Below are 12711 nucleotides of genomic sequence, written 5' to 3'. Positions count from 1 at the left end.
AGAGAGTCTTTGAATTAGTCGGCGGGTGGGAAGTCGTGATAATTGCGGGGTAAATACCCCCAGATGCGCGCCACCCGGTCCCGCACCTCGAAATCGAAGCCGATGCGCTCGAGCTCCGGCACGATCCACACGCCGTGGTCGATGATTTTCTTTGGCAGCAGCATGGCCACGTGTTCTTCCGAGTACAGGCTGATATCGAACCATTCCACGCCCATGAACGGGAACGGCGGATGGTAATCCCATTCCGTATCCCAGCGCGAGACATAGCCGGTGACGGAGCCGTAACGGTACGACGGCGCCCAGTCGGTGCGCCCGCGCATGAAGGCCAGCAGCTCGTTCCACTTGCAATCGTTGGCGGCGCCGGCCAGGTTGCGCCGCGCGATATGGCCACGCAGCTTGCGCTTGATGTCGTCGCCGCCGGCGTCGGCCTGCGGCAGGCTGTACGTCACTGATGCCGTCATGCTGGCGTCCCCTCTTCGTCGCTCACGCGGATATTCGCCCGCAGATCCTCGACCAGCCGCTTGCGGCTGCTCAAGGCGTATTCGATGGGCGAAAAAGGCATGGCGGCCGCCGCATAGGCATCGATCAGCGCATGCATCTGCTGCGCCTGCGCCTGCGACAACAGCGTCTTGCTGCCATTCCCGCTTTGCTGCGCGAGCTTTTCCTGCAGCACCTCTTTCCAGGCGATGTGCGCCTCTGACATGGGATTGGCCACGCACAGGGAAAACGTGCCATTCAAAAAATACGTCCAGGCGCTGTCGGCGCGGGCGCGCAAGCCATCCGCGATCGGCGCACCGCTGTCGTCGAAGCAGTCGCGCAGGCGCCAGGTCGTCAGGTTCAAGGCCGCCAGCGCGGCAGCGTAACGGGATGCAAATTGCGCCTGCAGGCGCGCTGGCGCCGTTTGCGCCCCTTCGGCGAGAGCGTGCCGCGCAACGGCGATCCAGGCCAGCTGCGACGGCGGAAAATAGCGGCCGGCACGGGCCCCGGGCGCGGCCATGGCGCCAAAGACGAACGAGCACAGATTGCCGCTGTTATCTACCACGTACGCAGGCGCGGGAACGAGGCGGGCCTGGATCAAGGCGTCGATGTCCGCCATGGTCATGGCGGCGGCTGCCGCCAGCTGCGTCTCGTCCAGATAGTGCTGCGCGAGATAAGTATCGAGTTCCGTCATGCGCGGGCTTCCATGTTGATGATGTTATCTACGCAGACAGGCTTATTTCGCCACCGGCTTGACCTTGGACGCAGCCAGCACGGCGCGCGCACGGGCCGTGTCGATATCGTCGGCCGTGGCCAGCGCCACGCCCATGCGGCGACGGGCGAACGATTCGGGTTTGCCGAACAGACGCAAGTCGGCGCCCGGCACGCTCAAGGCGTCGGCCACGCCTTCGAAGGCGATGCCTTTCGCTTCCAGCTGGCCGTAGATGACGGCCGAAGCGCCGGGCGAACGCAGCGCCACGTTGACGGGCAAGCCGAGGATGGCTTTCGCGTGCAGCTCGAATTCGCTCTGCACCTGGCTGGCCATGGTGACCATGCCCGTGTCGTGCGGACGGGGGCTCACTTCCGAGAACCACACCATGTCGCCCTTGACGAACAGCTCCACGCCGAACAGGCCCAGGCCGCCCAGGTTGTCCGTCACCTTGCGCGCGATGTCGCGCGAGCGCTCGAGCGCCAGCGGCGCCATGCGGGCCGGCTGCCACGATTCCACGTAGTCGCCATGCACCTGCAAGTGGCCGATCGGCTCGCAGAACTGCGTTTCGATCTGCCCCGAGGCGCCGACGGCGCGCACGGTCAGCAAGGTAATTTCGTAATCGAAGTCGATGAAACCCTCGACGATGACCCGGCCCGTATCGACCCGGCTGCCGCTGGCCGCATACGCCCACGCCGCGTCCACGTCTTGCGCGCCATCGAGCTTGGACTGGCCCTTGCCCGACGACGACATCACGGGTTTCACCACGCACGGAAAACCGATCTCCTGGCAGGCAAGCTGCAACTCCTGCAGGCTGCTGGCGAAGCGGTACGGCGACGTGGCCACGCCCAGGGTTTCCGCCGCCAGGGTGCGGATGCCTTCGCGATTCATCGTCAGCACGGCCGCGCGCGCGTTCGGGATGCACGTGATTTGCCCGGCCGCTTCCAGCGCCGCCAGGGTGTCGGTGGCGATGGCTTCGATTTCGGGCACGATCAAATCGGGCTTTTCCAGGTCGATCAGGGCGGCCAGGGCCACGCCGTCACTCATGTCGATCACGTGCGAGCGATGCGCCACCGGGTGGCCCGGCGCGTTCGGATAGCGGTCGACGGCAATCACTTCCACGCCCAGGCGCTGCAGCGACATGATAACTTCCTTGCCCAGTTCACCGGAACCCAGCAGCATGACCTTGATGGCGGTGGAGGACAGGGGCGTGCCGAAGGTGCGGGGCGCGATGGTGCTGCTGGTGCTAGTGGTCATGGCAGGGTCTGTAGGCAATGGAAAGATGGCTGGGACTATAACAAATGCCGGCCATCTTGGACAGGGCGCACCGCTGCCTGACGGGCCAGGCTAGCCCGCGTACGCCCGCTTGATCTCGTCAATATCGATCTTTTTCATGCCCATCATGGCTTTCATCACGCGCTGGGCCTTGACGGGGTCGGGGTCGCCCAGCAGCTTGACCATGATGGTGGGCACGATTTGCCAGGACACGCCGAACTGGTCCTTGAGCCAGCCGCACTGCTGCGCTTCCAGGGGGCCGCCTTCGGACAGCTGGTTCCAGTAGTGGTCGACTTCGTCCTGGGTTTCGCAATTGACCTGGAACGAGATCGCCTCGGAAAACTGGAACAAGGGTCCGCCATTCAAGCCCGTGAACGTCTGGCCATCGAGTTCAAACGCGACAGTCAGCACGCTGCCCGGCTCCTGGCCGTGGATTTCCTTGCCCTCCTCGCCATAGCGCAGGATCTGGCCGATCTTCGAATTGGGGAAGATTCCCGTATAAAACAGGGCCGCCGCCTCGGCGTGGCCGTTGAACCATAAACACGGGGTAATCTTTTGTATGCTGTGCATGATGTCTCCCTAGGCCGGTGTGTGGATTAGCTACGCTAATATAGTCATAATCGCGCCGGCATGGCGCGCGGATTGCGCCTGTTTTAAGCCTACTAGCGTCCCGCAATCGCCTCCCATCCCAGCACGCCGGCGCTGGCCAGCAGCCGCAGCCGGGCCGAGCGCCATTCCGCCTGGCAACGGATGCGCTCCTGCTGCGCCTCGAGCAGCGCCGACTGCGTGTTCAACATTTCCAGGATGTCGACCGCGCCCAGGCCGAACTTGCGTTGCACGCTGACCTGAGCATCGCGCGCCGCGTCCAGCCATGCTTGCGACGCGGCCAGGTTGGCCAGCGCCGTGCTCGCTTCCGCATGCGTTTTCACCAGTTCCATCAGGGTCTGCTGCCGCACTTCTTCGGCCTCGGCTTCCCTTTGCCCGGCTTGCGCCAGCGCGCCGCGCACCTTGTAGTGGCGCGCAAAACCGTCGAACAGGGGAATGTTCAATGCGATGCCCACCAGGGTTTCGCGCGTGGACGCGGCGGACAAGCCCTGGTTGGGACGGCCGTTCTGGTAGATATTAGCCGTCAGGTCGATGCTGGGGCGGCCTTCCGACTCGCTCACGGCCACCCGTTCGCGTGCGGCCGCCAGCTGCGCCTGCGCGGCCACGATGGCCGGGTGCCGCGCCTGGGCCAGCGCCAGCCAGGTGTGCAACTCATCTTGCAAACCATCACGCAGGCCCGCCGCCGATTCGGCCGCATCGTCGTCCAGCAGCACGCCCGCCTCGGCCGGCAAACCCAGCGTATAGACGAGCACGGCGCGCGCCTTCTGATACTCGCCCTCGGCGCGACTGGCGCCCAGGGCCGCCTTGGCCAGCGCGCTCGTCGCCTGCAGGGTGTCGCTGTGCGAGCCGAGACCCCGCTGCGCGCGGCGCTGCGTGGCCAATACCGTTTCATTGGCCAGCGCCCGGTATTCCTCGCGCATCCGCACGTTGGCCCGCGCCGTCTGCGCCTCGAAATACGCGCTGACGGTGGCCGCCAGCGTCTTTTGCAGCACGGCGTCGCGGTTGGCCAGGGCCGCGTCCAGCATGGCTTGCGCCGAACGCTGGCCCGCCGCGCGCCCGCCGAAGTCGAACAAACGCCAGGACAGATTGAGCGAACCCGTATTGCTGTTCAAGCTGCCGGAAGGCGTGCTGGCGCCGGGATAGGCCGTGCGGTCGTGCACGCGGCTCAGGCCCGCATTCAGGGTCGGCAGAAAGGCGGCCCTGGCTTCGCCCACGCCGGCCGCCTGCAGCCGGATGCCGGCCCAGGCGCCGTGCACCTGCGCGTTGTGGCACAGGGCCAGGTCGACGGCCGCCGGCAGGGTCAAGGGCACGCCCGCCTCGTACGCGGACGGGCATGGCGCGGCCTCGAGCTCGCCCGCCTGCGCCGCAACACGGGCCAGCAGCAAGCTGGCGGCGATGGCGATGGTGGCCATGGCGCGGCGTCTAGCGTTCATGCAGCGCCTCCTTCTGGTGCTGCACCAGCGGCGAGAGCACGTATTCGATCACCCGCCTCGTCCCCGTGCGGATTTCCGCGCGCACGGCCAAGCCGGCCGTCAAGGGCACCGTCTTGCCATCGATGACGATGGACGGCTGCTGCAGCGTGATTTTCACGGCATACACAAGGCCCTTCTTTTCATCCTCGATGGCGTCGCGCGAGACGCTGCTGACGACGGCAGGCACGGTGCCATACTTGGTGTAATCGAAGGCATCAACCTTGATGGCCACCGCCTGCCCGACCTGCACGAAGCCGACGTCGCGGTTTTCCAGCACGGCGTCGATTTCCAGCCTGCCCTGGCGCGGCACAATCTGCATCAGCGCCTGCGCGGCCGGCACGACGCCGCCCACCGTGTGCAGCTTGAGTTGCTGCACCGTGCCGTCGACGGGCGCCGTCAAGCGCAGAAGGCTGCCACGGGCGCCCGCGCGGCGCGCATCCTGGCCGCTGGCCGCCGCTACTCTGGCCCCTTCCGTCAGCGCGTCGTAGGCGTCCTTGCGCGTCTGCGCCACCAGGGCAGCGCGCTCGCTGCGGGCCGACGCCAGCTGGCCGGCCAGGTCGATGCGCGCCTGTTCCTTTTCCAGCCACGCATGTTCGGCCACGTCGCGCGTGGCCAGCAGTACCCGGTAATCGCCGGCGCGCCGCGTGGCCAGCGGCAGCGCCTGGGCGTAGCGGGCGATTTCTCCATCGAGATGCGCGAGCCTGGCGCGGAAATTCGCGTACTGGCCATCGAGGTGGCCCTGCGCTTCCTCGCGCTGGGCGGCGGAGGCGCCATCGGGCGCAACCAGCCTGGGCAGCGTCAAGCTGTCGATGGCGGCGATCAGCGCGCGCGAGCGGGCCATTTGCAGCGCGGCCGCCACGGCGTCGCCGGCCGCCTTGTCGCGCTCGGCGTCCGGGCCGCGGCTGTCGAGTTCCACGAGCAGCTGGCCCGCCTTGACGGCTTGCCCTTCCTTTACATGCAGGGCGCTGACGGCCGCCACGTCGACGGAGGCGATGGTCTTGGTGTTGCCGGACGGAATGATCTTGCCAGCCGCATTGACGATGATGTCGACCTGGCCGAAGACCGCCCACAGCACGACACAGCCGACCAGCAGCATCAGCACCCTGGCCGTCAGGCGCAACGAGGGCGACACGGGCCGCTCCTGCAGCGCCAGCGCGGCCGGCAAAAAAGCCGCCTCGTCTTCGCTGAGCACGGGGCCGCTAAAGGCGGAACGCTGGCGCCAGCTGTGCCGCAGCACCTGGCCGTAGCGTTGCAACAGCTCGCCGTACGCGGCCAGGCGGTGGCCGGCGCTCATGTTGCGTCCCCTGTTGCGCTCCCGTGCGTGCCTTGCTGCAAGCTGTACAGGTGGGCGTAGATGCCGCCCGGCTGCGCCAGCAGCGCGTCGTGCGTGCCCAGTTCGGCCACCTGCCCCCGTTCCATGACAACGATACGGTGCGCTTCACGCACGGCCGACAGGCGGTGGGCGATGATCAGCACGGTGCGCCCCGCGCAAATGCCGCGCATATTATCCTGGATGATTTTTTCCGACTCGTAGTCGAGCGCGCTCGTGGCCTCGTCGAAAATCAGGATGCGCGGATTGCCGATCAGGGCGCGGGCGATGGCGATGCGCTGGCGCTGGCCGCCGGACAAGCCCGTGCCGTGCTCGCCCACCATGGTGTCGTAGCCTTCGGGCAGTTCGCAAATGAAATCGTGGGCGCCCGCCAGTTTCGCCACGGCGATGACGGTCTCAAATGGCAACGCCGGATCGCTCAGGGCGATGTTGTCGCGCACGGAGCGGTTGAACAGGATATTTTCCTGCAGCACCACGCCGATCTGGCGCCGCAGCGAGGCCGTGTCGATGACGGCAATATCCTGCCCGTCGATCAGCACCTTGCCCCGCTCGGGGATATACAGGCGCTGCGCCAGCCGCGTCAGGGTGCTCTTGCCGGAACCTGAACGCCCGACGATGCCGATCACTTCGCCAGGCGCGATGGCAATCGACACATTGCGCAGCACTTCGGCCGCATCGGGCCGGTAGCGGAAACCCACTTGCTGGAACTCGATGGCGCCGGCGATGCGCGGCAGGCGCGCCTTCTGGCTGCCCGCTTCCACGCGCGCGTTGAGGATGTCGCCGAGCCGGCTCATCGAGATGCCCACCTGCTGGAAATCGTTCCACAGCTGCGCCAGGCGCAGGATGGGCGACGCCACCTGCCCGGCCAGCATATTGAAGGCGACCAGTTCGCCCACCGTCATCTTGCCGTCGATGACGAGGGTGGCGCCCCACCACATGATGGCCGCCGTCACCAGCTTGCTGACCAGGGTCACGCCGCCGCTGGCCAGCATGCCGATGTTATTTGCCGACAAGCCCGCCGACACATAGGCGGCCAGCTGCTTTTCCCACTGCTGCTGCCAGCGCGGCTCGACGGCCATGGCCTTGAGCGTATCGACGCCGCTGATGGTTTCCACCAGGAAGGACTGGTTTTCCGCGCTGCGGTTGAATTTGTCGTTCAAGCGGCCCCGCAGCACGGGCGTGAGCAGCATCGACAGGGCCGCGTAGACGGGAATCGAGGCCAGCACGACGACGCTGAGCGCGGCGCTGTACCACAGCATGGCGGCAATAAAGATGAAGGAAAACAGCAAATCCAGCACCAGGGTCATGGCGTTGCCGGTAAGAAAAGACCGGATGTTTTCCAGTTCATGGATGCGCGCCACGGAATCGCCCACGCGGCGCGCCTGGAAATACGCGATCGGCAAGGCCAGCAAGTGGCGGAACAGGCGCGCGCCCAGTTCCACATCGATCTTGCTGCTGGTGCGCGCGAAAACATAGGTGCGGATGAGGCCCAGCACGGCCTCGAAGACGATGGCGCACACCAGGCCGACGGCCACCACGTGCAGGGTTTTCATGGCGTGGTTGACCAGCACCTTGTCCATCACCACCTGGAAAAACAGGGGCGTGGCCAGGCCGATCAGTTGCAGCACGAAGGAAATCAGCAGCACTTCGCCCAGCAGCCTGCGGTATTTGACTATGGCGGGGATGAACCAGCTGAAGTCGAAACGGGCCGTCTCGCCCGCATAGCTGGCCTTGCTCGTGAAAAAAATCAGCTCGCCCGTCCAGGCGGCAAGGAAGGCTGCCCGGCCGAGGATTTGCGGCGGCTGGCCCGGATGCTGGACCAGCACCTTGCTCACGCCGTCAGCGTCCGTCTCGACCTTGCCGAGGATAAAAAATCGGCCATCCGTATCGATGGCGATGGCGGGCAGCGGTGCTTGCGCCAGCCGTTCGGGCGCCTGGCGCACCAGCTTGGCCGTCAAGCCAAGTTGCCGGGCGGCCAGCAGCACGGTTTGCCGCGTGAACACGGCCTGGCCGAAAGCGTGCTTGAGCTGGGCACCGTCGGCGGCGATGCCGTGCAGGCTGGCCATCAGCAACAGCGACAGCAAGCCCGTGTCGGGCACAGTTTTTTCCATGGACGGCGTATCGTTGCGGTGGGAGAGGACTGTCATCGGGCAATATCAGAGATTCAATGGCGCAGCCAGGCCGGCGCTGGTCGCCCCGGCCCGGCTGCGTGAGGGTGGATCTGGCTACGTCAACTGATTAATGGACTGCCGCCAGCTGGAGTTGCGTCGACGGATTGCCTTGGCCTGACCATGGCGCCGATGCGGCCGCCGGCACGGCAAAGCCGGCCATCGCTTGCACCAGCTGCGCGGAATCCGCCTGCCAGCCGCCGAGTCCGTCCTGGCTGACGGCACTGAATTGCTGCGCGGCACGCCAGTTCTGCGCCAGCACCGGCGCCAGGATGGCGGCCGTGCCTGCAGGCAAGGTCAGCTGGCCAGCCGCAGGCGGCGTCAGGCCCGCCATGGCCTGCACGAGGTTTTGCACCTGACTGCCCAGCAAGACCCGGCCATCGGCCATGCGGAATTCCTCGATGCTCGCCCCCGCTGCCGCATACCAGCCATTGACGGTGATCTTGTCGGTGGTGCCGATGGTGCTCACTTCGAGGTTGGTTCCCACCTGGCGGAACCACAGCTGCTCGGCGCTGACGCCGGCCAGGAAGGACACCACGTCGCGGCTGCCCGCCTCGTTCGCCTCGTTGATCAAGTCGGCACCGTCGCCGCGGGCGAAGATATAGGTGTCGTTGCCCAGCACACCGGCCAGGATGTCGTCGCCCTTGCCGCCTTGCAAGATATCGTTGCCCAGGACGCCCAGCAGGGTGTTCTTCAGTTCATTGCCGATCAGCACGTCATCGAATTTGCTGCCGACAACCGCGTTGAAATTGGCCACCACATCCACGCCAGGACGCGCCGCCAGGGCCGTGCCGGCTGGCGCGAAGGCAACTGTCGCGCCAGCGCTTGCATTGACGTAGTTAAGGGTGTTGCCAGCACCGCCACCGTCGAGCACGTTGCCCCCGGGCGTATTGACGAAAAAGATGTTGTTGGTGAAGGCGCTGCCCGTCACCGTCAAGCCAGGGCCGCCGAGGCGCACATTCTCGACATTGTCGGCCACCGTGTAGTTGACCGTGGTAAACACGGTGTCGTTGCCGCCATTGCCCCGCTCGTCGATGAAGTCGCCGCTGTGGTTGACGTAATACGTGTCGTCGCCACCGAGGCCTTGCAGCAGGTCGGCGCCGGCCGTGCCCTTGATGACATCGGCGCCCGCCGTGCCGACAAAGGTTAGACCTGTCGGTTGCGTGGGGCCGTTGAAGTGCCAGGCCTGGGCCAGCGCGGGCGCCAGGGCGGCGGCCGTGCCGGCAGGCAGGGTCAGCTGGCCCAGCGGCGGCGGCGCCAGGTTCGCCATCGCCTGCACCAGCAGCTGCACGTCGGCGCCGCGCATGACGTGGCCGGCGGCCGTGCGGAATTCCTCGATGTTCGGCACGGCCGAGTTCCAGGCGCGGATGGTGATCTTGTCCGTCGTGCCGATGGTGCTCACCTCCAGGTCGGCACCCACCTTGCGGAACCACAGCTGGTCGATGTTGACGCCGGCCAGGAAGGCGATGGTGTCGTAATTGGCATCGGCAGACGATTCGGCGATGACGTCGGCGCCGTCGCCGCGCGCAAAGACATAAGTATCGTCGCCCAGGCCGCCCGTCAGCACATCGTCGCCCTTGCCGCCTTGCAAGGTGTCGTTGCCGAGGCCACCAGCCAGGGTATTGGCCAGTTCGTTGCCGGACAACACGTCGTCGTAGCCGCTGCCCGTGACGCTGGAAATATTCTCCAGCACGTCGCTGCCCGGGCGGGCCGCATGGGATTCGTTGATGGAGACGATGCTGGCCGTCGCGCCTGCCTTGGAACCCGCATAGGTGGCCGTGCTGTTCGTGCCGCTGCCGCGCAGCACGTTGCCGCCGGCGACATCGACGTGGAACACGTTGTCATTGCCGTTGCCTGTCACCGTCAGGCCGGCAGCGCTCACATGCATCTCTTCGACGTTGGCGGCCAAGGTGTAATCGACCGTGGCATAGACGGTATCGCGTCCGCCGCCTGCCTGTTCCACCACCACGTCGCCGCCGTGGTTGACGTAATAAGTGTCGTCGCCAGCCAGGCCCGCCATCACGTCGGCGCCCGCCGTGCCCTGGATGATGTCCGGATTCGCCGTGCCGGTGTAGACGCCGTTGCCGGGCAGGGACGGCCCTTCCGTGCGCCAGTTCTGCGCCAGCGCCGGCGCCAGGGCGGCGGCCGTTGCCGCTGGCAAGGTCAGCTGGCCGGCTGGCGGCAGCGCCAGGCCTGCCATTGCCTGCACGAGGTTTTGCACGTCGCTGCCCAGCAACACGCGGCCATCGGCCGTGCGGAACTCCTGGATGCGCGGCGCCGTGCCGGAATACCAGACGTTGATGGTGATCTTGTCGCCGGTGCCGATGGTGCTCACTTCCAGCGCCGTGCCCACCTGGCGGAACCACAGCTGGTCGGCGCTGACGCCGGCCAGGAAGGAGACGACGTTATGGCTGGCCGCCTCTTCCCCGTCAACGATGATGTCGGCGCCGTCGCCACGGGCAAAAATATAGGTGTCGTCGCCCTGCATGCCGGCCAGGGTATCGTCGCCCTTGCCGCCGCGCAGGATATCGTTGCCAAAACCGCCCACGAGCGCGTTTTTGAACTCGTTACCGGTCAGGACATCATCGAACTTGCTGCCGGCGATGTTGGCGATATTGAGCAGCACGTCGCTGCCGGGCGGCGCCGTCGCCGGGCCATTCGCGCCGGACAAGGTCGCCGTCACTCCCGTGCTGGACGCAATATAGTTGACCGTGTTGCCCGTGCCGCCGCCATCGATCCTGTTGCCACCGGCCGCATCAACGAAAAAGACGTTATTGGTATTGGCGCTGCCCGTTACCGTCAGGCCGCCTGCGGTCAGGCGCACGTTCTCGACGTTGTCGGCCACCGTGTAATTGACGCTGGTGTAGACGGTATCGGTGCCGCCGTTGGCCAGCTCGACGATCACGTCGCCGCTGTGGTTGACGTAATACGTGTCGTCGCCGGCCAGGCCTTCGAGCACGTCGGCGCCCGTGGTGCCGGTGAGCACATCGGCGTTCGGCGTGCCCGTGAAGCGCTGGGCGGCGGCGGAACTGTTCAGGTAAGCGTCGATGACGGAGACGCTGGAGCCAGATGCATTGTTTTCAGTCATGTTGCAGTTTCCTGTCCTTAAACTTAAAACCAAGATCGAATATGCCGGCGCAAGCCGGCATGCAAGGCAAAAGTCCCGGCCGCCTCCGCCTGCAGTCCAAGGTGCATCTTCAACGGTCCGGCACTTTTGGCGCATGGACGGCGCGCGCTTGAGCGTCGCCTCGCATGCACGCCTTAATGACGCGCAATCAGGACAGGCACTGTTATTTGTCATGCAAATGTCACACTGCATGGAAGAAAGAAGAGGAGCTTTGCCAAGTTTTTTCTGTCACCGTTGAACCATTGTGCGAGAATGCCCCTCCCCCCTTGGATGGTGCGCATGATGACCAAACTCGCCGCAAGCATCACTGTCATGACACTGCTGCTGGCAGCTTGCAAGCCCGCAGCCACGGCACCTGCGCATGACATTCCTGCGGCAATGCGCCAGACCGCGGCCACGCTGCTGCAGTCACCATTGCTGCACGCGACCTCGATTGCCGTCGTTTATCGCGGCAAGGAATTCATCCTGCATCAGGGAGAGCTGGAGACCGGCAAAGCCAATCCGCCGAACGATACAACGCTGTATGAAATCGGCTCAGTCAGCAAAACTTTTGCTGGCCTGCTACTGGCGAACGCTGTGCTTGATGGAAAGGCGGCGCTCGACGATCCCATACAAACCTATCTGGCGGACGCCTACCCGAACCTGCAGTCGCAGGGGCAGCCAGTGCGCTTGCGCCATTTGATCACGCACACCAGCACCATGCCGGGCATGCTGCCATTGCAGGTGAACACCATATTGCAGGATTTCGCGGCACACGCCACGCCGGCAAAGCTCAATGCGGCCTACGCCAACTACGGACAACAGCAATTCTGGCAGGACTTGCACACAGTCAGCATCAAGGGGCCGCTAGGCAAGGACTACGCCTATTCCAGCGCCGGTACCGAACTCATTGCGCACACGCTAGAAACAATCTACGCCATGCCGTATGAAGTCCTGCTCACGCAATTCCTCGCGCGCGAAGCCGGCATGCACGATACCCGGCTGAGACTCGCAGCCGGGGATGCCAGCCGGCTGGCGCCCGGCTACCACAGCGACAATCCCGTCGTGACAACACCGATGCCGCAACTGCCCTGGGGGGCAGCCGGCAACCTGAAGTCGACCATGCCGGATATGGCGAAGTACCTGCGCCTGCAATTGAGCGCCCATCCCGCGGTTGTCGAATCGCACAAGCCGCTGGTGCGCTTTCAGGACGACTTCAGCATTGCCTACTTCTGGAACATCGGCAGCAATCGCCAGTTGGGCACACATTATGTACACCATGGCGGCGTGCCGCGTGCGCAAAGCTACGCCTGGATCGTTCCCAAATATCAGCTGGGGGTCTTCATCATCACCAACCAGAGCGGCGACGCGACCGCCGGCGCCATGGAAAGCGCGCTGGCGCATATTTTCGATACAGTGGAATCGATGGAAAGCGCGAAATAGGCCGTCAACAATACAAATGGCGCCAGCGTTTGGGAGATGGCGCTTATTTTCCGGGCGCCGCGCCCTGCAAGGCGCGCAAGGCGGCCATGCGGGAAGAAAATTGCGCGAGCGCGTCGTCCAGCGCC

The 12711-nt window shown here is 65.3% G+C and carries 9 protein-coding genes; 1 reads left to right on the top strand and 8 read right to left on the bottom strand.

Annotation, left to right across the window (positions count from 1 at the left end):
- Positions 1-14: 14 nt before the first annotated feature.
- From VM94_RS20905 to VM94_RS27415, 8 genes are all read right to left on the bottom strand, one after another.
- A complete protein-coding gene (locus tag VM94_RS20905) occupies positions 15-461 on the bottom strand; it encodes a DUF6678 family protein (protein WP_052755857.1) in 447 nt (148 codons plus the stop codon).
- The gene (locus tag VM94_RS20900) at positions 458-1171 is read right to left on the bottom strand and encodes a DUF6058 family natural product biosynthesis protein (RefSeq protein WP_046685169.1); all 714 of its coding nucleotides are present in this window, start codon (positions 1169-1171) and stop codon (positions 458-460) included. The genes VM94_RS20905 and VM94_RS20900 overlap by 4 nt, the downstream gene beginning before the upstream one ends.
- A gap of 42 nt (positions 1172-1213) precedes the next feature.
- Positions 1214-2443, bottom strand: coding sequence for a formate-dependent phosphoribosylglycinamide formyltransferase (purT, locus tag VM94_RS20895; RefSeq protein ID WP_082127825.1), 1230 nt, complete (start codon positions 2441-2443; stop codon positions 1214-1216).
- Positions 2444-2533: 90 nt separating this feature from the next.
- On the bottom strand, positions 2534-3031 hold the full coding sequence (locus tag VM94_RS20890) for a VOC family protein (protein WP_046685168.1): 498 nt from the start codon (positions 3029-3031) through the stop codon (positions 2534-2536).
- A gap of 92 nt (positions 3032-3123) precedes the next feature.
- On the bottom strand, positions 3124-4500 hold the full coding sequence (locus VM94_RS20885; RefSeq protein WP_138829195.1) for a TolC family protein: 1377 nt from the start codon (positions 4498-4500) through the stop codon (positions 3124-3126).
- Complete coding sequence (locus VM94_RS20880; RefSeq protein ID WP_046685166.1) at positions 4490-5833, bottom strand: HlyD family type I secretion periplasmic adaptor subunit; 1344 nt, start codon at positions 5831-5833, stop codon at positions 4490-4492. The genes VM94_RS20885 and VM94_RS20880 overlap by 11 nt, the downstream gene beginning before the upstream one ends.
- Positions 5830-8016, bottom strand: a complete 2187-nt coding sequence (locus tag VM94_RS20875) for a type I secretion system permease/ATPase (RefSeq protein WP_046685165.1) — start codon at positions 8014-8016, stop codon at positions 5830-5832. Before VM94_RS20875 ends, VM94_RS20880 begins: the two co-directional genes overlap by 4 nt.
- A gap of 91 nt (positions 8017-8107) precedes the next feature.
- Positions 8108-11125: a beta strand repeat-containing protein gene (locus VM94_RS27415; RefSeq protein WP_052755856.1), complete on the bottom strand. Its 3018-nt coding sequence runs from the start codon at positions 11123-11125 to the stop codon at positions 8108-8110.
- 318 nt (positions 11126-11443) lie between these two features.
- On the opposite strand from VM94_RS27415, the gene VM94_RS20865 reads away from it, so the two are divergent.
- The gene (locus VM94_RS20865) at positions 11444-12586 is read left to right on the top strand and encodes a serine hydrolase domain-containing protein (RefSeq protein WP_200899245.1); all 1143 of its coding nucleotides are present in this window, start codon (positions 11444-11446) and stop codon (positions 12584-12586) included.
- Positions 12587-12711: the final 125 nt, after the last annotated feature.

It is taken from the genome of Janthinobacterium sp. KBS0711, from assembly GCF_000988085.1.
GTDB lineage: Bacteria > Pseudomonadota > Gammaproteobacteria > Burkholderiales > Burkholderiaceae_D > Janthinobacterium > Janthinobacterium lividum_E.
The sequence above is the reverse complement of the archived record's forward strand: the minus strand, read 5'-3'. Positions and strand labels throughout refer to the sequence as shown.